The sequence below is a fragment of the Pontibacter locisalis genome, assembly GCF_042684605.1.
GTDB lineage: Bacteria > Bacteroidota > Bacteroidia > Cytophagales > Hymenobacteraceae > Pontibacter > Pontibacter locisalis.
Genome location: NZ_JBHULU010000027.1, coordinates 49,924 through 73,563 on the forward strand (window position 1 = coordinate 49,924; position 23,640 = coordinate 73,563).

The following is a 23,640-nucleotide window of genomic DNA, read 5'->3' on the forward strand; positions in this document are numbered from 1 at the left end:
ATCTTATCATTTGCTTTGCTATAATTATCTTTTATATCAGTCGAAACGAGTTTATTGGGTAATGTTTTTTTGAACGACTTCTCATCTTGGTTTACAATAATTGATACCGACTTTTGAAAAATCATGGAGTTAGGAACGGTTATAGTCTGGCCATTTTTTTGTCTTTAGATGAACAAAGAAATAATTCAATTCATTAACTTCCCCTTCCATTGGGTAATCTTTATCCAAAATCTTAACAGTATCTCCTAATCTTATAGGGTGAGTAAAGAAAAGTAAAAGGCTCGATGTGATATTGGATAGCAGTGACCATTGAGCAAAAAAAGCTATACCTAAAACTGTCAGTATTGTACTTGCAAATACAGCAATTTCTTTTTGTTCTAAACCCCAAATACCAGAAAGTAAAGTAACCACAGCAATTGAAATAAAAAGATGAGTTATTTTGATAATCATCTTTCTTCTGGCTCTATGGAGTTGTGCTTTTTTTAAGGTATTATCAATTATATTCTTCGTAAGATAGAAGGCAATTGCGTACAGAAACAAGATTACCAATGTTTCTAATATTTGTATTTTTAGCACGTTCATATTTTTTCTTCTCTGACACTAATTTTTCTTTTGGTTAACGTGCCGCCTTCGTCGCTTGCACCTAACGATCTAAGCCAGAAGACGCTGAACCTTGTAAGACTTGACTCAGTGTCTTTTGGGTGGTGTTGGCCGGGGTTGTTTTTTCCTTTTTCTCCCGGATTAATGCGTGTAATTTCTTTTAAAAAAAAGGGAAAAGCAACCCGCATGGTTGGGAAGTTTTACTCCTATCAAAAAACCTTCTAAGTGGCACTTTAGCTGGAGGCGATGACGTTAATACAGGTATTAGCGACGTTGTCGAAGGCGTCAGGCTCCGGGGCCGGCTAACAAAAAAAGAAAGACTACCTAATCATTGGCCTCTCTATTGTAGGCAAGGCTGTTTCTATCATAATAGCTTTTATGATGAACAGGCAATCACTTGCTATTGTAGAAGAGGAAGTTTATTGCCCCTCTCCCATCTGCAGATACTTATCTACAGCCACAAAATCTTTGTGGAAATGGTTCGATACTTCCATCCTACGGGCTACAAAGTAAACAGCAAAAAGCGGCTTATTTATCAAAATAAGCCGCTTTTTCGATTGTAGAGTAACAGAAAAGTAACAAAAAAGTAACAAAAAGTATTCTTTGAACTGTTATACTCTACTTTTTCCTTAAACATCCTACTCCCGTGTTTAGCACTTTCCAAGGAAGACAAGAAGTAATCGTAACACCTGCCCTAAATCAAACACTGTTTACTTTACCACTGACCTCTTCGGATTGCTCAAGGTCCATGTAACAGTGATCATACGCATGTATGCTTAATTCATCAATTACTGCGCCTTTCATCAACCATACGTTGATGTTCTTGCTTCATTTGCTCGTGCTCCTGCATCATCTTGTTGTGTTCACTCTTCATGCGCTCATGTTCTTCTTTCATCTGTGTGAACTGACTCTGCTGTTGCTCCTCAGTAAGGTTTGATTGTTCAGGGTTATCGATAAAGGAGCCATGCTTTTCTATAACACTGCTGTGCTCTTTGAGAATGGCAGCGTGTTTGTCAATCAATTGCTGGTGTTGTTCCTTAATGCTGTCAAGAGTCTGCTGGTTCTCATCCTGAAAAAGACTAGCATTTTCGGTTAGCCACTGCTGATGCTCTTCTTCCATCTGATTGTGGGTATTTTCCATCTCTTGATGGATCTGCTCCATTTTCTGGTGATTTTCACGAAGCGACTGTAATTCTGTTTCGTCTACTGCACTTTGATCTGATGAATTGCAGCTGTATAATACGCTGATAAATAAGAGGAAGTAGATTTTCAGTTTCATAAGCTCTGCTTTGTGTTCTTTTAATTGGAAACGTGAGAGCAATAGAAAAGTTATATATAACTCTTTGAACAATAGCAGCCTACAACATGAGCACTTTTAAAAAGAAGTGCCTATACCTATGGCATAAAGGTTGCGCTGACAACTAAGAATCTGTTAGTTTAATTTTATACTAATAAAAAGACCTGCCATGACAGGTCTTTCCAATGTCAAACTTAAAATTGTCCGGGTAAAATATTTTTACTTCACACTAGCCTTCACATTCCTGAACAGTAGTATTCCCATCACAAATACCAGCAACACACTCAGCAATAGCTTATACAAACCTGTGTATACTGTTGTGTAATCAGGCAAACTTACGAAGCTGTGCTTTGGCTCTTTGGCATAATCTGCATTGGTGAAGTTCACCTGCTTAAACAGGAACGGATTGGAATTGCAACAGTTTACTGTAGGGTTTTTCTCAGGCAGCCACTCTTTGCTTGTATAGCCTTTCCTCATACTGACTAGGGGTGAGGTAGCCCAGTGCTGAGTGCCTCCGTTCCCTGTTGTAGAAGCCTTCGATGTATTCAAATACAGCCAGCCTGGCTTCTTGCCTGGTGGAGAATTTGTAGTGGTACACCAGCTCTGTTTTCAGTGTCTTAAAGAAACTCTCGGCCACGGCATTGTCCCAGCAGTTGCCTTTCCGACTCATACTCTGCACCACCGGTATCCCTTCCAGTTGCTGACGGAAGGCGCTGCAGGCATACTGCACGCCCCGGTCCGAGTGAAACAGCAATGTCCCGCTCAAGGGCCTGTTTCTCACCGCCATCCGGAAGGCTGCCACCGTGGTTTCTTCCGCCTCCATGGTCTCGCACAATGCCCAGCCCACCACCTTCCGGTCTGCCGGATCGAGTATAGCCGTCAGATAAAGCCATCCTTCCCCGGTTCTGAGGCAGGTCAGGTCCGAGACCCACTTCTCTCCTGGTTTTTCTGCTGCAAAGTCCCGGTTCAGGTAATTATTGGCCACTATGAAGGCATGTTGGGAGTCCGTGGTCTGCACCCGGTATTTCCTGCGCACGATGCTCTTTATGTGATGCTTCTGCATCAACCGGGCCACACGTGGACGTGAGGCTCTGATGCCTTGGTCCCTGAGTGCAAAACTGATACGGGGAGAGCCGTAGCGGCACTTGCTCTGCTAATAGACCTGCTGGATCTGTGCCACGAGTTGCTGCTCTTTGCGCTCCCTGAGCCCCACTGGGTATTTGAGCCAGTAGTAAAATCCGCTGATGCTCACACGCAGCACCCGGCACATCTTCTCTACGGGGTATTGGCACCGGTGCTCATTTATGAATCCGAATACCGCCCGTCTCCCCTGGAGAAGATGCTGATGGCCTTTTTTAGGATGTCACGCTCCAGCTGCGCCTCCTTCAGTTCCTTTTGCAATCTTTTGATCTCTTTCTGGTCCTCGGTTAAGGCCGCAGCAGGCTGGGCGGGAGAATGGGATTTGCTGCGCCACTTGCTCAACCGAGCCGGATCGATGCCCAGCTCATCGGCTACCTCTTTCACTGACCCCCTCGCGTAGGAGAGGTCAACGGCCATCCGCTTGAAGGAGGCGTCATAAACTCGTTTTTCCATGATAGTCAAATGTAAACATTTATCTAAAGCTGCCTAACAAAAACCCTCCAGTCAAAGGTAGCAACTTCAGTCAAGTGCTCGAGCGGTAAGTGCCGGTGGTCAACTCAGGGGGAGATCAACCACAGCGCATAGACAAACAGGCATCAAAGGAAAACACATGTCACAAGACGAGGCCGCGCATCTGTTGTCCCCATCGGGACTCAAGGCCCTGCCGCGCATACGGGCCCTATGAGAGCGCCCCTGAAAATACTCTGTCCAGGACCGGTAGAAGCTTCCCTCTGAAGGGGGCATAGCACCAGCGCCTCAGTTGCCCTATCTCCTCGGCACTGAGGAACCTGAAGGCTTTGTGTAGCTCCTTCTCAAACATTTCCCTGCTGATGCTCACCTTCTTGAGCACTGTCTTGACATAGTCTAGCATATGGGCAAATTAGTGCAGGGCAGACATCCAATGACGTTGCCTGAGCAGAGTACTGTTCTTCTCACTTTTTAAAGAGCCTGGCGATGAAGTAAACAATCAGCACAATGACAGCTATGATGATGATGGCCGTCCAGAAGCCGAACTCAAGCACATCTCCGACCAAATCGCAGCCAGAGAGGGTGAAGGCAAACAAGATAAACAGCAGGTTAAGTAGCCAAGGTATGTTGATAGTTTTCATAGGTCATTTCTTTAAATTAAACATGGAAGTGCTCATGCCACCTTTAAGAGTACCCGTTACAGGGCGCGGAAGTTACAAAGCAGCAGGCCGGCCACTTTCCTGCTTTCGCATAAATCTCCATCAGACAAGGTCAAACCAACTCAACGTCGCACGCAAAGCAGCACGCCTGTCCTGGCCTCCGCGTAGTTCTGCCACTTGACAGCCACCTTCCTGCCCACAGTCAGCCCTAGCCAGGTATACAGCACAGAGAAGGCCGCAGTGGTGGCAAAAAGCAGCACCGGCGGCAAGTTTGCAGGTCCCAACCCAATATCAAAACCGGCCAGCGGTTGTCCAGGCTCAACCCCAGCTCCAGCGTCCCGAGCATGAGCGCCGCAGCCAAGTTGTTCGAACCTATGACCAGGCCCATGAAAAGAAGGGTTGGGACCATGTGCTAAGCAACTGTTATTTTTTTGGGTTTCTGTTCTCTTTCTTTCAGCTTGACCATCCTATGCCTGTTAATCAAGGTAGTATTTTAATAGCTTGCCGTTCGAGTCAAGTGTCTGCGCAGGCGGATTGTCATCTTTCTTGACTTTTACCATGTCTTCCGCAGGATATTCATTGCCATAGGTAGAGTCATGAATATGGACCTTATTCTTTTTGCCTCTGATACTTTTGAAGGCATAAAGATCCTCTCCTGCCCCGCCGAATACATCTATCTTAATTCGACTCTTTCCCTTTCCTGTGAAGAGGAACCTGTCTTCCCCATCTAACCCGTAGATGCTGATTTGCTTTGTTTTCTCCGGATAAAAGATGCGCCGGAAAATCACCTTTTCCCTTACACCGTCTTTCAGCTTGTGAGCCGTGACCTCTAAGCGACCTCCATCCAGAAACTCCACCGCGAACTACTCATGCTTGTCCGACCCGACGATGTCGGCTTCTCGGGACAGTGACTCGAAGTAAGCCTCTGCCACCCGGGGCAACTGCTCCCTTCGGCTCTTTAGCTTTTCTATGATTCGATCTGCTGTCAGGGCGTAGATGGTGTCTGGCAGCTCTCGGAACGCGTTCTCGATTATTTCGTCCGTCAACAGTGCCTTGAAAGTCTTAGCCTCTGTTAACCATGCCTCCCGGGGGAACTCCGCCAGCAGCAGCTCATCCAAGTTACGCCCGCTCCGGTTGAGCGTCTGCCTACTCCCCCCCTGCTTTACCGGGGTGAGCCCGCCCTTCTCCCTTTCCAGGTCCAGCACCATGACCGGCACCGGCGTGGCCCACGTATCACGGTAGTGTTTGCCAAACAAGAAAGTGTGCAGCTTTCCGGTCTGGTAATGCTTGCCTGCCGCCAGCAGGATGGTGCTGTCGTTTAGCATCTGCTCCTTCTCCTGGGCGGCAACCGGCACCTGCCGGACTGTGTGCGTGTACGGGCCACAACCAGCTAGGAGTGGTATCATAGCTGCGGTGATAGTTTTTTCAGGGCGTTCAAAAAAAGTATTTGCTTTGGTGTATCCTTTCTTTGGTATACTCTCCTCTGAGCTGACATGTTCAGTGTTCTCGCGCAAGCCTCAAAGCCTTGTTCAGAAAGCGATCACCCCTTATCCGTTCTACTGAACAAGACGAAGGTCACCAGCTCCTACTCCGGGTACAATGTCATTTCGCGCAGGACCCGCCATCGACTCTTGCCTGGGTACAGTAGCATACCCCAATAAGCGTATCGGTAAAAAGGTGCTATCAAAGCAGGTGCTTCATCGTGTAAACCCAGGGTGGTAAGCCTTCAGCCGCGACATCCCAACAAAGCACCTTGACTTCAGGTATAGCAGGAATATCAGAAAGCCTTTTTGCTGTGAGCTAAAGCCTGCAGCGGGCGCTTTGTTTCTTCACCCATTCTCAGGCAGCATGAACTCAGAGAACACTCAGCAAAAAAGATTCCGAATACTCTACAAGCTCGAGGCTTGGCTGGAGGGGCCGATGTTCCTGCTCTCCATCGTGTGGCTGTACCTTTTCATCGTGGAGTTGACAGGGGGCCTGTCTCCCGTACAGGAAAAGCTGGTGGTGCTGATATGGATTCTATTTGTGCTGGAGTTTAGCATAAAGCTGGTGCTCTCCGCCAGTAAGGTAGATTACATGAAAAGAAATTGGCTGACAATAGTGGCCCTTTTCATCCCTGCTTTCAGGGCATTCCGCCTACTGAGGGCTGTTAGAGTACTGCAGCTGAGCCGGGTTGCCACTACGACTACCTTCGTCAGAGGGCTCACCTCCTCCAGGCGCTTTCTGAATGAGCTAAAGGATGCGCAAGGGGAGACACCGGCTGCAGAGATCCATGTGGGGGTGCTACTTGCCTACAGTCCTGCTGTCACGCCGGAGGGCATGCAGCCTTTTTTAAAGCAACTGACGCTTGATGTGCAACCAGAGATGAATTCTGCCACCGAAATTCCATGGACATTCCACCTGGTAGAGCCGGTGGCCCTGACAACTGACAAAACAAGGGAGCCTTCTGATTTCCTAGATGCAGCCACCATGCGGATGACGGAGGGTCCTTACGACATTGTGCTGGTAATAACTGATGTCACACTGATCTCCCGCAGAGACCGGATAGAGGCCGGGCTTGCCTCCCCTGTCACATATACTGCGGTAGTCTCCACTCAGCGGCTGACTACAACATCCAGAGGAAAGCCAGTACGCACTTTGGACGCTGCGGCAGTAAGGCACAACACTGCAGCCCTCTTGCTGCATTTGCTCGGTCATATCAGTGGGTTACACCATACGAAAGAAGGAAAAGGAGGCGTGATGGCTCCCTTCTCATTTCGAGAGGGAAGAAAGCTCCCGCCCCGGTTTACTGAAAAGGAGCGCGCGCTACTTAAAGAGCAGGTAAAGCACCTTCCGGAAAGGGAGCTTCGCGGAGGCACCGGCCTGGAAAGCTTAATATTTCACCTGATCATGGCAGCTAAACACCCGAAGGCGATTCTAAGTCCATTGCTCCGGAATTGGGCGATCCTACTCCCCTTGTCGCTGCCGGGGTTGGCCACCGCAGCGGTGGCCCCGAGCCTGCTGCTGATCTTCACGGCAGAGATTTGGGACGTGGGGCTAAACATGGGGAACAGGACCACGGCTTTCTTTGCGGTTGTAAGTATTTTGGGAGCCTCTTTTTACCTCATAAAAATCCAATCCCTGTTTCTTCCCAGGAAGGAGAAAAACGTACTGACAGAGCACCAGGCAATAGCCAATGTGGTCATCTTCCTGAGCATCCTCCTTGCCTGCTTCGGGCTATTCCTGATGGTGGGCGGGCTGATGATGGTGATCGAGCTCTACGTTTTCCCGGAGGACCTCATCAGCACCTGGCCCACGCTGGACAAACCCGTGGTGGGGCTCTCTGATAAGTTACGCCTGGCAGCCTTTATCAGCACAGTTGGCGTCACTACAGGCGCGTTGGCTGGAGGCCTGGAGAAGAAGACCGTCATTCAGCACCTGGCTTTGTTTCTTGACAAGCCTTAGGCAGGACCCATTTATAGCTTGTGTAAGTGTTTAACTGGCTTTTTTGGCCATAAACCGGTCGATACCATTTCCCCTTTCAGCTGTCTGAACTTCCCTCTCTAGTCTCTTGCCATTTGCTACCGCATCGGCAGTGTTCTCGTTGGTGGTCAGGAAAAACACACCTTTAAAGCGTGAAGTAAAGACTGTAGATGAGCTGTTTCCTCCAAGGTAACAGACAAGAAAAAAGGACTAAAAAGTACAGAAATACTCCAGAGGGATGTGCATGTGATAGGAAATGAAGGGTCTGCTTCAAGAAGCAGTGAAGTAAGAAACGGAATGATACAGGCCCTTCCTCCTCATAACCAAGGGCAGGAGTAGGATTTCAAACACCAAAAAATAATTTCACAGCACCTTACAGGCATCACGTGGAAACAGTATAATGGCAACATATACAGCCACAGGAATGGCGATTGAAATGCGGGTGTGTGAGCCGTAGAAATCACTAAGGCGCCAAAAAGAGCGCTATCACACAGACTAATGATCAAAAGCCATGGTAAGAAACAGTTTTAGTACAGCAAAGAGGGTCACAAGCTGCTTTTCCCTTGCTCTTCTGTTTGGGTGCAAAGGGGGTGAGATAGAAAAAACAACGGAAGAGATGGTTGACGATGAGCCAGTGGCCGACAAGGCGGTTGTGGTCGACACCTGGGACGAGGGAAGGTTCTTTGATGAGTTCGCAGCCTCGAAGAACTATGGGTACTGGGACCTGAACAAGGACAAGCACCTTAGTGAGGTGGAGTTTACCTCAAGCTTCAACAATGTCTGGGACGTGAATGGTGAGGGCAGGGTCTCACAAAGTGAATGGGAAACGGCGATTTCAGATTTCGGTGTAAAGGCCGCAGACTGGACCGCTTGGAACACCGACGGAGACGGATACATGGAGACGGCTGAGTTTGAAGCCGATTTCGCACAGATCGGGTGGTTCAGCACCTGGGATCAAGATAAGGATAACCTGGTAACTGAGCAGGAGTACACTGCCGGTGTCTACCAACTGTGGGACACAGACGGGGATAACCAGCTCGACAGGACTGAGTACACCCGCTACAACAAGTACTACGGGAGATAAAAGGCTCGGTGCAGCAGCCTGTCATTCCACAGCTGTGGGCTGATGCATGCTTCATCCTCAAAAACTGCAGTCAATGAAGAAAGAGAGCGGGAAGCTCAAGGCGGGGGAAGAGGTGATCTTCCCCCTGACTACTGGAGGAACAGCATGTACTGCCCCTGATTCAAAGCTAAAGCATCAAGCCCGATTTTATTTTGCTGCTAGTGACAACAGCTCAAAAACCTACTCCACAACCACAGTTGTGTCGACCTCTTCAGCTACCTCCTCATTATACTCCTGCACCTCTTCTCTTAACTCTTCTTTTTCCTCTGCTACATCCTCAACTTCCTCTGCTACATCTTCTGCCTCTGAGGCCGGTGAGTCACATGAGGCAAAGGCAAAAAGACCGGCAGCGAACATTACAAAAAGTGTTTTTTTCATATCTATTATTTTAATTTAGCTTTTACTCCAAAAGGAGTTTGTTTTTATAATACAATGATAGTTTTCTAAATAACGAATTGGTCAAGGTAAAGGTTAAGACTCATTATCTTAATGAAGTACTTGTGACACTTCCAAGATGCCTGTGGTTATTTATTAGTGGTTATTTACTAACAACCAGAAAAAGTGAAATAACAGTAAAAAAGCAACGAAGGCTTAGCAAACAGGGAACGAAGGCAATGATTCTCATGTCACCTCTATCCCCTCCAAGTTCCTCTTTTAGTTGAAGCCGGCACTCCATCTTCTTCCTCACTCCACCTTATGAGTGCCCTCTGTTTTGAGGCTCCTCTGAAGGAGAGCATCGCTAGCACCCAAATAGAAGACTGGCTGTAAGAAATGAACTAAGGTTGGGAGGGCACGTAAACTTTAACACACCCTGTGTTGTAATGTGCTGCATGGGATACCCATGTGTGGGATACCCATGTGTTTGACACTTAATGTGAGCGGCAGGGTTTGCCAAGCCAGGTTAGTACGGTTCATGGATCAGGACGGGCCAGTAAGCGAGCGGGATACTTTGCATTACTCTAAGATACAGGGACAGGTGCGATGTCCTGGACAAATTGAACTCAACTTATCCACCTATCACGGCAGCTGAAGGCTTCTATATGGGATTAAAGTGGCTGTAGAAGAGAGGTCCCAGGCAGAAAGGAAACAAACAACAGAAAGGAGACAAACAGATGAATCCAAAGAAAATAAATGCGATTACACTTGCACTAGCCGTAACAGTTACAGCCAGTTTTGGTCTTGCCTCATGTGACAAGGGCACTAAACCTGGTGAAACAAACGTGGAGCGTAGTGAGATCATAGAAGAAGGGTCTCTAGTAGGAGAAGAGGGTGAAAGCGTCAACCGCTACAGTGACACGGCAAACCTGGAGAAATACTACGATCATGCTGACCACGAAGATCATAGTGACAATGAAAGGGAAGCCTGGGGAGATGGCGCCTATGACGGGAAAGGAGATGGCCTACAACGGGATGAGGTACAGTAAAAGCCAGCATTCTCCCATATACAGGTGCTTACTGCATTGCAGAGCAAAAGCCTGGTCCGTAGTAGCCTGATGTAACGCTATATAATAAAATCATGAAGGAACCGCACTTTAAGTGGCTCTACAGCCTTGCCTTCATCCCCTTCCTGATGACGCTGAATAGCTGCGACTTTGATGATGATGCTGTCGTAAGCCCCAGTTCTTGAGCCAGCATTTTTGTTTTCGCTGCTATCCTGCTGTTCTTTTACTATGTTATTAAGTTGTACAGAAGAAAGTGAAAAACAAACCTCCTCCAGCTTATTAAGCACTATGACAAGTAAAAGTTTTCGTAATTTAAAACCATCTTGAATTGCACGTATGCCGGAATAGCCGGACCACCATCCTTAAGTGAGGTGCCACCTTCTCAGCGACAAGAACAAAAAGGAACCTTTCACTGCGGCACAGCCGTCCATGAAACCCCAAAGCCTTGAAACAGGTATCCCTCTACAGCTGCTGCTTTCCAGTTTGGCAGTTGGTCCAAAGTCTGTCCTCCCACTTTGAAAATGAGTAAAAGCCGAACCAAGACCCTAAAGTCACTTGAACTGCTGTTTGTATATGTTGTCGTACCGCTCTTCACCGCATACCAGTTGCAAGGGTTTTACAACCTGGTGCCTCTCCTGGTGGTGGCGGTTCTCCTGCTTGTGGGCTTGTTGAAAAGCAGGAGCTTTGATAGAAAGCGATTCTGGAGGCTGGAGCCTGTCAACTGGAAGTTTCTCGCAGGCAGGTTTTTGCTCGTCTCCGCCCTGGTCTATGGTTTTATCCGCCTCTTTCACCAGGAACTCCTCTACTACCTGCCGCAGGAGAACCTCGACCGCTACCTGCTGACAGTGGCCCTCTACCCCTTTTGGTCCGTTATCCCGCAGGAGATAGTCTACAGAGCCTGGTACTACCACCGCTACAGTGACTTATTCCAAAACGAGAAGCTGTCTATCCTGGTTAACAGCGCCTTGTTCGGCTTCTCCCATATTGTCTTCGGAAACTGGGTAGCCGTCTCCGGAGCCTTTCTTGTCAGCTTTGTCTTCAGCCACACCTACAGGAAGCACGACTCTCTGCTGATCGTGATAATAGAGCACTTCGTCTACGGGGTGATGATCTTCTCCCTGGGGATGGGCAGGTTCTTCAAGTAATCATGGCAAGAGCCTGCCTGACTAACCTGCCGCTACCCTTGATGTACCGGAATCAGGACGCTGTGAGCGCTCAACTCTCTTCCTGTACCACCCGGAGAAGCCCAGGTAGCTGTAGCGCATCCAGCAACGGCCAAAGGAGTATGTTGTGAGGCTACTTTTCCACCACCACAATCTCCACGCGTCGGTTCTGCTGCCTGCCGCGCGCCGTCTCATTGGTGGCCTCAAACCAATGCTCCCCTATGGGCATTAACTTCAAGCGGGCCGTGTCCAATCCGCTGTTTTGTTGTAGCCAGTCCTCTACAGCCCGCGCCCGCTCCAGGGCCAGTTGCTTGTTATAAGACTCGCTAGCCAGGGAGTCGGTGAAGCCGTACACCCGGATCACTCCCTCCGGGTTCTGCTCCTTTATAATTTTGACAATTTCCTGCAGCTTCTGCTCTCCGCTGGGCCTGATCTGGGCCTTGTCCAGGTCAAACATGATGTCCTCCCCGACGGAGTAGATCCTGTAGCCCTCGGCGCCCCGCACCTCTATCTCGGCGGCACTCAGAGCCGGCTCCTCCAGCACAGGGGCCCCGAAGTCCACCTCCCGGAAATCCTCATCGTACATCACAGCCGTGTCCTCAGTGGCAATCTCGCGCAGCTCGGTTGCACTGTCCACGCTGTCTTCCCGTACCTCGTTGCAGCCCATCAGAAGTCCGGCTGCGGCAAGAATGGTGAATGTGAATTTTGTATCCATGACGTTATACTTTTAGTTATTTACTGCTGTACGCGCATAAAAGCTCTGTGTTTTTTCTTAATTATAAGTGAGACAGAATTTTTATGCCTTTCAACTTCATTTCAGGAGTTGGTGCTGCAACTTGTCCAAGGCTGTACAGCTACTTTTTGCTTCTCTCCAGCTCATGGGGCAGCCGTAACAACTAAAGCAGAGCCCGTGGCGTTACCTTTCTGTGTACAAGCCTAACCAGCTCAAAAATATCCCATGTCTGATTCCCCCCGCACTTCCGGTAAAGAACCTGACCGGTTCACCCAAAAGGTCCTGAAAGCACTGGCACTCGTCCTGGGGGCAGTGCTCCTTCTTCTGCTTATTGGCAAGGCTTTCGAGGTGCTGCTGCTGGTTTTCGCAGGGGTGCTCATGGCCGTGTTCTTCAGGGGAACAGCCAGCGCGTTGAGCACCCGCACCGGTTTGTCCGGCGGATGGTCGCTGACCCTGGTCGTTGTGGCTGTGATAGTTCTTATCACTGCCACTGTTTGGCTGTTGGCCCCTCAGGTAAGTGAGCAGGCCGCTGCGCTGAGCGAGGAGCTCCCAAAAGCTGTGGGCCATTTCAGGGACAGAGTGGAGGATTACAGATGGGGGCGGAAACTGGTGGATGAAGCCCCGACCATGGAGAGCCTGCTGGAAAGACAGGGAAGCTGGGTTAAACAGAGCCTGGGGGTGCTCTCCACTACCTTCGGCATTCTGGCCAACCTGTACGTGGTCCTCTTTCTTGGCCTCTTCATCACGGCACAGCCTGGACTGTACAAGAAGGGAATCGTGCTGCTGTTTCCCATGAGCAAGCGCCAAAGAGCCAGCGAGGTGCTCAACACGCTTGGAGTTACCCTATACAAATGGCTGTTGGGCAAGCTCTTCTCTATGCTTGTTGTGGGGGTCTTTACAACTGTCGGCTTGTCTCTGTTGAATATCCCCGTGGCCATGGCACTGGGCCTTCTGGCGGGGCTGCTTTCCTTTGTACCTAACTTTGGGCCGCTTTTTGCCCTTATTCCGGCAGTTTTGATCGCCCTGCTAGAGGGGCCTGATCAGGCACTCTACGTCGTGCTGCTCTATACAGGCATACAGGCGGTGGAGAGCAATATCCTCACTCCCCTGGTGCAGAAAAAGATGATAGAAATTCCCCCTGCCCTAATCATCGTAGCCCAGCTGCTGTTGGGTGTCTTCTCCGGCGTGCTGGGCCTCATCCTGGCCACTCCGATTATTGCCGTGGTTATGGTGCTGGTTAAGATGCTCTACGTGCATGACACCCTGGGGGACAAGGAGGTAGAGGCAGGTTAAACCCTGCGCACTCAGGCTCGTTCACAAGGTCAACGCCTCTTCTGACCTCTGCCCCTGAGTGGAGTTACACCTATTTTATTACCTAAGAAGGATAAAAGAATTAATAAAGTATAATTAAGCCCATAAGATGAAGCCCCTCCAAAACAGCCACCTCTACACCCTCACTCTCCTTTCACTGATGCTCTGTGGCTGCGATTTTGATGATGACGCTGTCATGAGTCCCAGTTCCTGGGCCTCCATTTTTGTTGTTGCCGCCGTTCTCTTATTCTTCTACTACATCTTCAAAATGCTCAGAAGAAAAAAATAAAAGTTGGGCGATCTCTCAAGTGGCACCCTTCGCCCTATGCCTGCCCCTCTTTTGAACGCCTGGTCTGTGCATGGGCTTTTTCGCCCTGTCCTCAACAGGAGCGTGACCAGCATCCTTTGAACGGTACTTGCAGCCCGCAGACACTTCCTAAAAAGTTATCTTACTTAAAAATTGTATCACCACAACTAGGCTCTCATCATTTATTTGTTCCAGCAATCCAAAGTAGCATCCCATATCATGGGGTGTTACTTTGGATTAATTGCCAGCTTTACAAGAATTTGAGGTGAGGGAGCCAAACTTTGAACCTTTCTTTTTTTTAGAGGCAAGCAACAGGTAAGAACTCTTCCACAGCGTTACTACCTTTTTGCGGGAAAGACAGGAATACACCTGATCCACAATTTTAACCCTTCCGAAATGTTTCTTTCCTTACCGTAGTACTATTGTTTGTAGCTACACCCATGATGTTAATTCCAAAAACTTAGAACGCAGACTACCTTAACCCGTAAATATTTATAATCGATTGTAATTTATTGAGTTAACAAAAAAGTCTTACATAATGAATAGAATTAAAAGAAGTATTTTGTCCACATGCAGAGGCTACATATGTTTATGCCTTCTCCCGGCTTTAGTGGCCTGCGGCGGCGGCGAAATTGAAGAGGCGCAGGATGAAGCTCTTTCTGATGATGAAGTTATGGGCAGAGAAATGGTGGTTGCAGACACCTGGGATGAGGGCATGTTCTTTGAGAAGTTTGCCGCTTCAAACAAATATGGAAGTTGGGACCTGAATGACGATGAATTCCTGGATGAGGAAGAGTTCACCTCAAGCTTCTACCAGACCTGGGATCTGGATGGGGACGGAAGAATCTCAAAAAGCGAGTGGGATACAGTAGTTGCGAACTATGGAGTAGAGGAGGCAGACTGGACGGCGTGGGACACGGATGGCGACGGTTACCTGGAGATGGCAGAATTTGAGGCTGACTTCGCTCAAATCGGATGGCATAGCGCCTGGGACCTGGATAAAGATAGTATGATCACGGAGCGGGAATGGACTGCCGGTGTCTACCAGCTATGGGACACAGACGGAGATAACCAACTCGATAGGACTGAGTACATCCACTACAACAAATATTATGGGCAATAGCAGGCTTAAAGTTTAGCACTAACTGTCCTTTTGAGAATATAGAGCAGAAAAGATTGAAAAATTTACCTGATCCTGAGATACACCTTTACGCTATGAAAAAAAGCAATTTTAACAAAGCCGGAAGTGTACTTCTCCCTTGGCTCTTAGCGGGGCTTATCTCCTGCAATCCGGGCAGAGAGGCTGTAGAAGATAATGCAACTCTTGATAATATTGAAAAGGAGGAGGTTGATGCTTCCGGTGGTGCAGTTGTCCCTGACAATCCAACAATTGCAGACACTATGGACGCGGGAAAACTGTACACGATCTTCACAAATACTGCACACTTTGAGGGCTGGGACTTGGACGATGACGGTTTCCTGAGCGAGGAAGAGTTTACCAGTAGCTTTTACCAGAGTTGGGATACCGACAACGATAATAGAATATCCCAAAACGAATGGACCAAGGCAATGAAAGACTTCAGAGTAGATCCGGCGGACTGGACTGCCTGGGATACAGACGGTGACGGTTACTTAGAGATGGCCGAGTTTGAAACAGATTTCTCCATGATCGGTTGGTACGACGCTTGGGATTCAGACAACGACAGACAAGTAACAGACCGGGAGTATACTACTGGCGTTTACTCCCTGATGGATACCAACGGTGACAATATACTGGATGAGACTGAATACAACCGCTACAGTTTATACTACGGCAACTAATGTGAACCTGTACCTGCTAACACATACCCTCCCAAACCTATAATTAACCCACCGGTAAGAAGCTATTTCAGAAGGAAGGTTTCACTATTACCGAGACGTAAAGGCAATTATATTAACGATGTACAGCACCTTGCGTAGGATTCAATATACACCTTTAAAGTCTACCATTCAAATAAAGTCTACCATTCAAAAACTTAATGGGGAAAACTATGGATAAAATCATCAGAAAAATCAAAATTGGAGTCTGCCTTATTCTTCTGGGCAGCATGATAGCTTGCAACACGGGGAAAGAAGTTGTAGAGGACGGTGTCATCCTTGATGACATCGAAAAGGAGGAGGTTAATGTTACTACCACAGGCACTTGGGACACCAACAGGTTTAACTCCACCTTCGCCTCTACCAACTACTATGAGGACTGGGATCTAAACGACGACAACCTCCTTAATGAGGATGAATTTACAACTAGTTTCTTTCAAACATGGGATACCAACAACGACAACGCACTTGTTGAGAACGAGTGGAAAACGGCAGCTAAAGACTTTGGAATAGAAAACGAGGACGTGCTCACTTGGGACGGCAATTTTGACGGCGTACTGGACGAGGTAGAATTCAGGACTGGCTTGGCCAACAATGGCTGGTACGATACCTGGGACACAAATAAAGATAACATGATTTCTGAGCAGGAGTACACAGACGGCGTATTCATGATATTTGACAGAAATGATGATAACGTGCTGGATGACACGGAGTACGTGTATTACAACACTTACTACGGCGTTTAAGACCAATGCCTGGCAACAGTGAGAGCATCTACTCAAAAGCTTGGCATAGTAAAAAAGTATAAGCGGGTGCTATATTTCTTATTGTAAGGCTCGATCCGTAATCGGAACCGAGCCCTCCATTTTAACTTTACAAAACGCCTCTTGATGCTCAATGTAAATTGGTAGCCTTCATGAACAAGTGAGTTGCTTTTCCCCTACCTGCAGAAAACTGCCAAAGGCATCTAAATCCCTGTGTATAAGGTTAGTCAATTTATCCCCTTCGGTTGCTATATCTCAAATCAGTAGCGGCAACAAACCATTATTTACAGTTACTCGCAACGTTTTTCACGGTGGCGGGTCATAAACCAGCTTGATTAGGGAGTTATGAAAAATACATTCCAGTACTATATAACTACGTCATGACGGCCATTTCCGGGCGTTATTCCGAACCAATCCAAAGATTAGCTTTCTGTGCTCCCTGTCATCCGAAACCTTCTGATGAAATACCTGCTCCGGTACCGTTGGCACTCCTCCTTCCCTTAATTTACATAGAGAAGGATGCGGAGGCGCTTCCGGCGCTTTATGAATAAAGGCTGACTGCAGAGTTTGCAGAAAACTGTTCACAGACTCTCTGGCTGCCGAAAGGTAAGCCTGCGTTGGGAGTAATTTTTTCTCCACTCCGTGCTCCAGCAACAGAAGAGCGTCATTGAGAATGGCAATGGCAACCCCAGGGGACTTATTAGTGCTCTTGGCGTGGTAGTAGTGGAGAATAGGGAAAGCCAGGAGCTGCTCATTAAGTGTGGCCAGCTGTTGGGAAAGCGAGCTTAGCTGAAGCTCTATTGCCTTAAAATCCCTGCCGTTCCAAAATTTCAGAACAAACTCCTCTGGTGTGCTGCCTACACTGGTCACCTGGCTGGCAAACGACCTTTCGTTTACCACAGCCGATACTACCTGAAGAAAATAAGTTACTGATAGAGTGATCATTAGCATACCGTTTAGGCCCACCAGGGAGCTTAGCACCTGCCAAGAGGCCTCAGTGGGCGTGAAGTCGCCATTGCCAATGGTAAACAGGCAGTAGGCTACATACCAAGACACATCGGTAAAATCAGGCGCAATGTCTGACCTGGTAGAGGCAATGGAGGACAGGTCAGCATAAAAGATCAGCGTCCATCCTAACCACAACAACAGGAGCCAGAGCAGAACGGTGAAGAAAAGGATCAGAGGACCAGCAAGGCTTAAAATCCGATGGCTTTTGTTACTGAAAACGGTTCGGAACGCGCGCCAAGTAAAAGTGGTAAAGTGGGATGTTATGGGAGCTGAGTCACCTACGACCCAGATAATTGTCCAGAAGGCTTCCACGATACTCCAAAAAACAACTGCTATGCCAAGTAAGAGAAGAAGTATGCTCATTGGTTAAATCTGTCCTGGACTATTAGCTGCTTATTTTTTTCCATCACTTTTGCTTGAGAGCTTTTTACTATAAAAGTGTTTATTGAACATGCCATTGTAAAAATGATTTTATCAGTGTGTAAGGAGCTCTTCTTAAACGCGAAAAGATTAAGATTGGATAGAAGACCACTTCGATCATTTTCATTTGCAGGATTTAGCTAATTTAGGAATTAATCACAGGTTACCAGTCTGTGTAGGGAAAACAAGCTACACCTCTCCTACCGCTAGATGATCTTTCAAAACTGCCAAATCCCATTGGAAAACGTTCAATAATTCCATCCTTCGGTCTACCACAGTAAAAAAGCCGCTCCACGTATAGTGGGGCGGCTTTTTTGGTTCGATAAATTTCCCCTTCGGTTTATACCTTCAGTTTTTCAGCCTGAGCACAGCTTACTTTATCAACAACCTTATCCTTTTCTCGACTGAATCACTTAATACTACTCTTAAGTTCCCAATGCTCACCCCCTCATTCTTTGCCTTCCTGCTTTTGGCGTTTCCTTTGTCCAGCTCTTAAAGGCGCGATGGAAAGCCCCAAGACGGAGTACCCCATCACTTGGGCAACCTCTTGTATTTGTATCGATGGGTTCCTCATCAACTGAAAAGTCAGGTCCTTTTTTACAGTAGATGAGGTGAGCGAGGCGCAGCCAAAGCTTGGATCATGTTGCTTTATTAGCCACTGTAACTCTATCTATTAGATGTTATCAATGGTTATCCTGCATATTCTGACTTCAAGGCGTATTAGCCTAAGGAATTTTATTATCTATAATTTCCTTATTTTGAACTACCTGTAGTTCAAGAAGGACAAAAATCTTCAGCTCCCTTAGCACAAACGCAGTGTCTCTTCCCTAAAAGATGAGTAACGTTAACTTCGTATGGCCGCACCGGCACCACTTTCTTCACCCTTATGCCGAAACACTTCCTGCGCAAAGCGTACAATTTTGAAGGCTAACCGGGACATGTCACAACTCCGGTTTATGGCTGCCCTGCTTTGCATCTGTCAGCTTCACAGCAATGCCCTTCAGCGGAAGCGAGCAGCTTTCTTACATTTATATTTTATCTCAAGCAGTTTTCATACACTTGTACTTTAACTATGAAACAAAACAATACAGACAAGTCAAGACGCGCCTTTTCCGCCATCTCTACTTTAAGAGGGTCAATAGGAGAATTTAGAATCGTTGCCATTCTTCTTGCGGGCATCTTCACATACAGTTGCACCCAGGTCCCTGTTGTCGGAGACGAGCAGCGGACCACTAGCAATGATCCGATAGTCGTTGGAGGCGACGGGACATCGGCTAACGCGCAGGTTTCAACAGACGCCTATAAAATCGAGCCAAAAGGGCCAAAGCCACAGTGGGGGCCGACTATCGACCCGCAGATGCTGGCCGTGATAGAGAAATTCCAAAGTTATGGTATCGTGCCCTACCCAAAGCTGACAGCAGACCAGGCAAGGGAAGAGCCAACATTTTATAATGCTTTGGCTGACCTGCTGCGCGAGCACAACATCAGCCCGAGGCCAGCCAGTTTGAAAATCAACCACAGGGTCATTCCGAGTAAAACGAACCAAAACCTGCTGGTGCGAATATATACCCCTAAAAGCGGCACCGGCCCTTTTCCTGTTCTTGTGTATTACCACGGAGGGGGCTGGGTAATCGCCAACCTTGACACCTATGAGCCTTCGGCCAGCGCGCTGGCCGAGAAAACAGGGGCTATTGTCATGTCAGTTGCTTACCGGCAGGCGCCCGAGCACAAGTTCCCAGCGGCGCATGAGGACGCCTTTGCCGCCTATCAGTGGGCGCTCGACTCTGCATCTGTGATAAACGGCGACCCGAACATGGTGGCCACAGCAGGTGAGAGCGCAGGAGGCAACTTAGCCGTAGCCGTGGCTCTGATGGCTAAGCAGCGGAACATGCGACTGCCAAAGCACATCCTGTCCGTGTATCCCATAGCAGACGGGGACGTAGACTCTCCTACTTATAGGGAGTACGTAGATGCCTTCTTCCTCAACAAAGCCCTGATGAAGTGGTTCTTTAACCTGTATGTGCCGGATTGGGAAAAGGAAAAAAACCCTCTGATAGAGCTTGTAGACGCCGACCTCAGTGGCTTGCCACCGACAACGATAATCAACGCAGAGATAGATCCCTTGCGTTACGAGGGGCAGCTGTTGGCAGAGCGGCTGAGAGCTGCCGGGGTGCCTGTTGAACGCAAAGTTTATGAGGGGGTAACGCACGAATTCTTCGGCATGAACGCGCTCCTGGAGGAGGCTGTGGCCGCACAGGACTTTGCGGCCATGCGACTGAAAGAGGGGATAAGAAAATAGGACGCTTTGCCATGAACAATGAGTTGGGGCAGGAAGGGCCAATCACTTCTTAAAATGGCACCAATAGGGGAAGCAGCAAAGGCTTTAGTCTCCGCGTGAAGGCACTGATTTTGGAAGCTGAGGTTAAGGAAGGGCAGCAACCAGAAATTAATTATTTCAGAAGGGAAGCCACTACCTCAACGTTTCGGCCTCATCGTAAAAGGAAACACCATCATATGTAAAACAGCAGGCGCAACTTTAAAGAACGAATTTCCCTACACAACATTGTGAAGCTGGGCACTTTGCCTTTTGACCTTCACAGGCCTCTGTAAAAATGCTAGTCTGGTTGAAGGTAGCCATTCAGTGCCGCCAATCCCTGTGAAAATAGTTCGATAATTCCATCCTTCGGTCTACAGAGTAAACAGCAAAAAGCGGATTAAACTGAAGTTTAATCCGCTTTTTCTTTTCCAGAGAAAAAAAAGTCACAAAAATAATTTTTGAAGCTGTTATTCTCTCCGTTCTCCTCAAATCTCCTGCTCCCCTTCTTTGCATTAAGGCAGGATAAGAAGTAGCTTCCATCATACCCCCTTAGTTAGTGTTCGGCTGGCTTTGTTTCTCATAAACTCATTTCAATTGCCGGTTTAAGCGCTTGAATTGTGAGACGACGATTTGAGAATATCCCATATGCACCTCGGGCCTTTCAAGCAGGTTTACGTAAACCACTTTGGGTTACGGTTAATGCATTCAATACGTCCATTTTTTGAGACTAAAATACTCAGGGAGCTTGTGGTGCTTTGTCAGGTATTGGTTTCCTTTGCAGCTTAGCTTGACAAAGGTTGCCGAAAGAAAGATGTTCTTAGACAGTATGATGGTTTGTATATGCATATCCCGCTGCGTAGCAAGGGATTTGTATATACAGTGTTAGAAGGGTTGTTTTTCTTTTAGTATTCCTGAATGAGCACGTTTGTCGGGATATTTAAGGTCTTATGCAAACTCCTTATCATCTCCAGTGTAAGCTTTCTTTTCCTGTTCAATACCTCGCTTACCCTGCTCTTGAATCCCAACACTTCGGCTAAGTCCTTCTGCTTTATTCCAAGCTGCTCCATTCTGAACTTTACTGCTTCAATCGGGTCTGGTGCTTCAATCGGGAAATGCTCCTTTTCGTAGGAGTCAATAAGAAATGAAAGCACCTCCAGTTCATCACCCTCCTGAGTATCCGGTTCTGCATCAAATATATCTTCCAGCCTTTGCAGGGCCAATTGGTAATCTGCTTCTGTTTTTATCAGCTTAATATTCATTTCTTTATCTTTAAATTTTAGTAGCATCAACCTTGTCATATTCAACATGCGTTCCGATGAAACGTATCCAGACAACGCCATACTTGTAGTTGATTCGGACGATTAACCTATAGTTGTTCCCCTTTATGTTGAAGACCATTCTGTTATTCTCCAGTATACTAGCTGACGGGTAGTCTTTCTTAATGTCGTTCGCGGACTTCCAATCAGCCTGTTCTGCCTCGTTATACCAAGCTTTTAGCTGCTGCTCACTATCGGCATGCTTTTCCCAAAAATCCCGCAGTGTCCGTTTTGCTATTACTCTCACGTGTTAAATTTAGAACCCAAATATAAAGAAAAAAGTTACCATTATGGTAACTTTTTTCTTTATATCATTGACCCTACCAGCCTTTGCTTCAGTCCACCTTTAGTGAAAATCCACACCACTTGATAAGCACCAGCCCCATCGCTGTTCCATTGGTACACGATGTAAGAATCACCATTTTTATAGACCTTGAAGGTGTTCGTGCATTCGTAGATGTCGCTGTAGAGAGGCGTGTTTATTTCAACCTTTTTTCCTTCAACTATGGCGTTGACTCCTTTTACCTGTGTTCTTGGAAAGTTTCCGTCCGTTCCCCATACAGGCCTACCTGCAATAGTTTTTACCCATTTCCCTTCATGCTTTTCAACAATTCGGTTATTGAGCTTAAAGGGCTCCAGAAGATATTCGAATTTAAAGTCTGTCCCTTGATAGGGTTGTAGCTTGTCCAGCGGCTGTAGCCTTGACTTGTGTATAAATCCTTCGATGTAGTCAGGCTGCCTAGAACTGAAGGAGAAGGAATTCTTAGGTATATAGACAGGAACCCATTCATCGGTATCATGACCTTCTTCATAGTCAAACCAAAAGGCTTCGTTGCTGTGTAGTTTATGGATAACTGGCGCCTGTCTATTCGGCTTCTCCCTAACATTGGTGTACCCGTCCTTATCCTGAATAATAGCTACTTGCGCTGTTGCCACCACAGTCGTGAGAAGCATAGCTATCAGTAATGTCAGGTTTTTCATACTTATAAATATGGTACAACGGGTTTGTGCAGCCGAAGCCCGTAGCATAGCGAGGGTTAAAGCTGCACCGGGTTACCCACTTTAGTTCTTTTAGGCGACTCTCACTTGTCTGTTGAGAAGTTCAACTTTAAAGTTAACCTTTGCTTCAAGTGCATTGAATACTTTAAGAATAGTGTCTATTGTCACATTAGTCGCGTTATTCTCAAGTCGGGAGATTTGGGCTTTTTTCACTCCCACAAGCTGCCCAAGTTGTTCCTGCGTTAGGTTTCTTTCTTTTCTTGCGGCCTGAATCATGTCTCCAATCAGCTCCAGCTTTAACTCGAACTCATAATTGTCACGCTCTGGCGTTCCTTTCACTCCTATAAGCCTGTCTTCGGCTTCGCTCAATGAATATCTTTTCATGATTATTTCTCTTTAAAATACATTTCCCGAATACGCTCGGCCTTGTCAATTTCCTTTTTGTCAACTTTGCTGGTTTTCTTGACGAAACCATGGGTAGCGAGTACTAGTGTTTCCTTCTTGTCTGTTTTATCCCAGAAGGCAAGGAGCCTGAACTGAAGCCCAGCATAAAGAGTCCTGAACTCCCAGATTTCGTTCGTTAGCTTTTTGAATAGCTTAGGGTCGATGTGGAACTGTGCTCTCCGAATATTCTGCAGTATTTTCTCTCGGTGCTTCAGTTCAAGCGATTCCAAATACTTGAAAGCCTCCTCCAACAAGTCAACTTCAAATTTTTGTTGCATGTAGTGCCTATCTTTAGATAACTCCAAAGATAAAGAAAAGTTTCCTTATATGTAAACTTTTTGTAAATCCTATTGTGGGTAACGTACTTGGCTTTGCCGTGGCGTAGCTACGGTAAAGGTGTGGTTACCTTTTGTAATTCTATATTATTACTGAATCTCTTTTTTCAACCACGCCAATTTATCATGATATTAACCAGAATAATTAATCCTTCTATTATTGTCAGTGTGGCACCAATAATTAATCCTATCGCAATTGCTCTTTGGTTCTCACTCTTTATGGCTTTGTTTTTAATTCCTATGTGATAACCAGCAATAAACTCAACAGTCATTTGACAAATAAATATGAAGGTATAATCGAGGACTTTATAACCATACCTTATCATTAAGTCATTTAATATCGCAGTACTAACCGCTACTACTAAAATTTTAAGGTTTCTTCTCAATTATATTTTTTATGACAGGTAACGGATCGTGCATAATGTGGGGAGGCATAGCCGAACCTAAATTATGAACCTTGTTGTGCGATGGCGTT

Annotated in this window: 30 protein-coding genes; 10 read left to right on the forward strand and 20 right to left on the reverse strand. The window is 47.0% G+C overall.

Annotation, left to right across the window (positions count from 1 at the left end; genetic code table 11):
* Positions 1–129: 129 nt before the first annotated feature.
* From ACFSRY_RS18910 to ACFSRY_RS18950, 9 genes are all read right to left on the reverse strand, one after another.
* Positions 130–582, reverse strand: a complete 453-nt coding sequence (locus ACFSRY_RS18910) for a mechanosensitive ion channel domain-containing protein (RefSeq protein ID WP_377511787.1) — start codon at positions 580–582, stop codon at positions 130–132.
* An 802-nt stretch (positions 583–1,384) separates the two neighbouring features.
* Entirely contained in the window at positions 1,385–1,879 is a 495-nt protein-coding gene (locus ACFSRY_RS18915) for a hypothetical protein (RefSeq protein ID WP_377511790.1), read from the reverse strand.
* 237 nt (positions 1,880–2,116) lie between these two features.
* The gene (locus ACFSRY_RS18920; protein ID WP_377511793.1) at positions 2,117–2,374 is read right to left on the reverse strand and encodes a hypothetical protein; all 258 of its coding nucleotides are present in this window, start codon (positions 2,372–2,374) and stop codon (positions 2,117–2,119) included.
* Complete coding sequence (locus tag ACFSRY_RS18925) at positions 2,337–3,020, reverse strand: IS3 family transposase (RefSeq protein WP_377511903.1); 684 nt, start codon at positions 3,018–3,020, stop codon at positions 2,337–2,339. The genes ACFSRY_RS18920 and ACFSRY_RS18925 overlap by 38 nt, the downstream gene beginning before the upstream one ends.
* Before the next feature lie 179 nt (positions 3,021–3,199).
* A complete protein-coding gene (locus ACFSRY_RS18930; protein ID WP_377511796.1) occupies positions 3,200–3,490 on the reverse strand; it encodes a transposase in 291 nt (96 codons plus the stop codon).
* 226 nt (positions 3,491–3,716) lie between these two features.
* On the reverse strand, positions 3,717–3,908 hold the full coding sequence (locus ACFSRY_RS18935) for a hypothetical protein (RefSeq protein WP_377511800.1): 192 nt from the start codon (positions 3,906–3,908) through the stop codon (positions 3,717–3,719).
* 61 nt (positions 3,909–3,969) lie between these two features.
* Complete coding sequence (locus ACFSRY_RS18940; protein ID WP_377511803.1) at positions 3,970–4,146, reverse strand: hypothetical protein; 177 nt, start codon at positions 4,144–4,146, stop codon at positions 3,970–3,972.
* A 494-nt stretch (positions 4,147–4,640) separates the two neighbouring features.
* The gene (locus ACFSRY_RS18945; RefSeq protein WP_377511806.1) at positions 4,641–5,021 is read right to left on the reverse strand and encodes a hypothetical protein; all 381 of its coding nucleotides are present in this window, start codon (positions 5,019–5,021) and stop codon (positions 4,641–4,643) included.
* A gap of 6 nt (positions 5,022–5,027) precedes the next feature.
* Positions 5,028–5,570, reverse strand: coding sequence for a hypothetical protein (locus ACFSRY_RS18950; RefSeq protein ID WP_377511809.1), 543 nt, complete (start codon positions 5,568–5,570; stop codon positions 5,028–5,030).
* A 442-nt stretch (positions 5,571–6,012) separates the two neighbouring features.
* Between ACFSRY_RS18950 and ACFSRY_RS18955 the strand changes: the two genes are divergently transcribed.
* A complete protein-coding gene (locus tag ACFSRY_RS18955) occupies positions 6,013–7,608 on the forward strand; it encodes a hypothetical protein (protein ID WP_377511812.1) in 1,596 nt (531 codons plus the stop codon).
* 30 nt (positions 7,609–7,638) lie between these two features.
* On the opposite strand, the gene ACFSRY_RS18960 is transcribed toward ACFSRY_RS18955, so the two are convergent.
* The gene (locus ACFSRY_RS18960; RefSeq protein WP_377511815.1) at positions 7,639–7,767 is read right to left on the reverse strand and encodes a hypothetical protein; all 129 of its coding nucleotides are present in this window, start codon (positions 7,765–7,767) and stop codon (positions 7,639–7,641) included.
* Between the two features lie 370 nt (positions 7,768–8,137).
* Here ACFSRY_RS18960 and ACFSRY_RS18965 point away from each other — a divergent pair, with 370 nt between their 5' ends.
* On the forward strand, positions 8,138–8,710 hold the full coding sequence (locus tag ACFSRY_RS18965) for a hypothetical protein (RefSeq protein ID WP_377511818.1): 573 nt from the start codon (positions 8,138–8,140) through the stop codon (positions 8,708–8,710).
* Positions 8,711–8,929: 219 nt separating this feature from the next.
* Here the strand turns inward: ACFSRY_RS18965 and ACFSRY_RS18970 are convergent, their stop codons facing one another.
* Positions 8,930–9,127 carry a hypothetical protein gene (locus tag ACFSRY_RS18970; RefSeq protein ID WP_377511822.1) on the reverse strand — a complete coding sequence of 66 codons (198 nt, stop codon included), beginning with the start codon at positions 9,125–9,127 and terminating at the stop codon, positions 8,930–8,932.
* A gap of 734 nt (positions 9,128–9,861) precedes the next feature.
* On the opposite strand from ACFSRY_RS18970, the gene ACFSRY_RS18975 reads away from it, so the two are divergent.
* Positions 9,862–10,173: a hypothetical protein gene (locus ACFSRY_RS18975; protein ID WP_377511826.1), complete on the forward strand. Its 312-nt coding sequence runs from the start codon at positions 9,862–9,864 to the stop codon at positions 10,171–10,173.
* A gap of 77 nt (positions 10,174–10,250) precedes the next feature.
* Here ACFSRY_RS18975 and ACFSRY_RS18980 read toward each other — a convergent pair whose 3' ends face one another.
* On the reverse strand, positions 10,251–10,478 hold the full coding sequence (locus ACFSRY_RS18980) for a hypothetical protein (protein ID WP_377511830.1): 228 nt from the start codon (positions 10,476–10,478) through the stop codon (positions 10,251–10,253).
* Between the two features lie 234 nt (positions 10,479–10,712).
* On the opposite strand from ACFSRY_RS18980, the gene ACFSRY_RS18985 reads away from it, so the two are divergent.
* Positions 10,713–11,336 (forward strand): CPBP family glutamic-type intramembrane protease, encoded by a 624-nt coding sequence (locus tag ACFSRY_RS18985; RefSeq protein ID WP_377511833.1) that lies wholly within the window; start codon positions 10,713–10,715, stop codon positions 11,334–11,336.
* Between the two features lie 151 nt (positions 11,337–11,487).
* On the opposite strand, the gene ACFSRY_RS18990 is transcribed toward ACFSRY_RS18985, so the two are convergent.
* Positions 11,488–12,069, reverse strand: coding sequence for an OmpA family protein (locus tag ACFSRY_RS18990; protein WP_377511836.1), 582 nt, complete (start codon positions 12,067–12,069; stop codon positions 11,488–11,490).
* 243 nt (positions 12,070–12,312) lie between these two features.
* On the opposite strand from ACFSRY_RS18990, the gene ACFSRY_RS18995 reads away from it, so the two are divergent.
* The 5 genes from ACFSRY_RS18995 (at position 12,313) to ACFSRY_RS19015 (ending at position 16,308) form a co-directional block, all read left to right on the forward strand.
* Positions 12,313–13,380 carry an AI-2E family transporter gene (locus tag ACFSRY_RS18995; RefSeq protein ID WP_377511840.1) on the forward strand — a complete coding sequence of 356 codons (1,068 nt, stop codon included), beginning with the start codon at positions 12,313–12,315 and terminating at the stop codon, positions 13,378–13,380.
* 127 nt (positions 13,381–13,507) lie between these two features.
* Positions 13,508–13,687 (forward strand): hypothetical protein, encoded by a 180-nt coding sequence (locus ACFSRY_RS19000; RefSeq protein ID WP_377511843.1) that lies wholly within the window; start codon positions 13,508–13,510, stop codon positions 13,685–13,687.
* Between the two features lie 556 nt (positions 13,688–14,243).
* Positions 14,244–14,828 carry an EF-hand domain-containing protein gene (locus tag ACFSRY_RS19005; RefSeq protein WP_377511847.1) on the forward strand — a complete coding sequence of 195 codons (585 nt, stop codon included), beginning with the start codon at positions 14,244–14,246 and terminating at the stop codon, positions 14,826–14,828.
* 92 nt (positions 14,829–14,920) lie between these two features.
* Positions 14,921–15,526 (forward strand): EF-hand domain-containing protein, encoded by a 606-nt coding sequence (locus ACFSRY_RS19010; RefSeq protein WP_377511850.1) that lies wholly within the window; start codon positions 14,921–14,923, stop codon positions 15,524–15,526.
* A gap of 209 nt (positions 15,527–15,735) precedes the next feature.
* Positions 15,736–16,308: a hypothetical protein gene (locus tag ACFSRY_RS19015; RefSeq protein ID WP_377511853.1), complete on the forward strand. Its 573-nt coding sequence runs from the start codon at positions 15,736–15,738 to the stop codon at positions 16,306–16,308.
* A 396-nt stretch (positions 16,309–16,704) separates the two neighbouring features.
* On the opposite strand, the gene ACFSRY_RS19020 is transcribed toward ACFSRY_RS19015, so the two are convergent.
* On the reverse strand, positions 16,705–17,697 hold the full coding sequence (locus ACFSRY_RS19020) for an ion channel (protein WP_377511856.1): 993 nt from the start codon (positions 17,695–17,697) through the stop codon (positions 16,705–16,707).
* Between the two features lie 1,129 nt (positions 17,698–18,826).
* Between ACFSRY_RS19020 and ACFSRY_RS19025 the strand changes: the two genes are divergently transcribed.
* Positions 18,827–20,053 (forward strand): alpha/beta hydrolase, encoded by a 1,227-nt coding sequence (locus tag ACFSRY_RS19025; RefSeq protein ID WP_377511859.1) that lies wholly within the window; start codon positions 18,827–18,829, stop codon positions 20,051–20,053.
* 920 nt (positions 20,054–20,973) lie between these two features.
* Here the strand turns inward: ACFSRY_RS19025 and ACFSRY_RS19030 are convergent.
* The 6 genes from ACFSRY_RS19030 to ACFSRY_RS19055 form a co-directional block, all read right to left on the reverse strand.
* On the reverse strand, positions 20,974–21,330 hold the full coding sequence (locus ACFSRY_RS19030; protein WP_377511862.1) for a helix-turn-helix domain-containing protein: 357 nt from the start codon (positions 21,328–21,330) through the stop codon (positions 20,974–20,976).
* A gap of 10 nt (positions 21,331–21,340) precedes the next feature.
* Positions 21,341–21,634, reverse strand: a complete 294-nt coding sequence (locus tag ACFSRY_RS19035; RefSeq protein ID WP_377511865.1) for a type II toxin-antitoxin system HigB family toxin — start codon at positions 21,632–21,634, stop codon at positions 21,341–21,343.
* 59 nt (positions 21,635–21,693) lie between these two features.
* On the reverse strand, positions 21,694–22,341 hold the full coding sequence (locus ACFSRY_RS19040) for a hypothetical protein (protein ID WP_377511868.1): 648 nt from the start codon (positions 22,339–22,341) through the stop codon (positions 21,694–21,696).
* 117 nt (positions 22,342–22,458) lie between these two features.
* Entirely contained in the window at positions 22,459–22,770 is a 312-nt protein-coding gene (locus ACFSRY_RS19045; RefSeq protein WP_377511871.1) for a helix-turn-helix domain-containing protein, read from the reverse strand.
* 2 nt (positions 22,771–22,772) lie between these two features.
* Positions 22,773–23,108: a type II toxin-antitoxin system RelE/ParE family toxin gene (locus tag ACFSRY_RS19050; RefSeq protein ID WP_377511874.1), complete on the reverse strand. Its 336-nt coding sequence runs from the start codon at positions 23,106–23,108 to the stop codon at positions 22,773–22,775.
* Between the two features lie 164 nt (positions 23,109–23,272).
* Entirely contained in the window at positions 23,273–23,551 is a 279-nt protein-coding gene (locus ACFSRY_RS19055) for a hypothetical protein (protein ID WP_377511877.1), read from the reverse strand.
* Positions 23,552–23,640 lie beyond the last annotated feature (89 nt).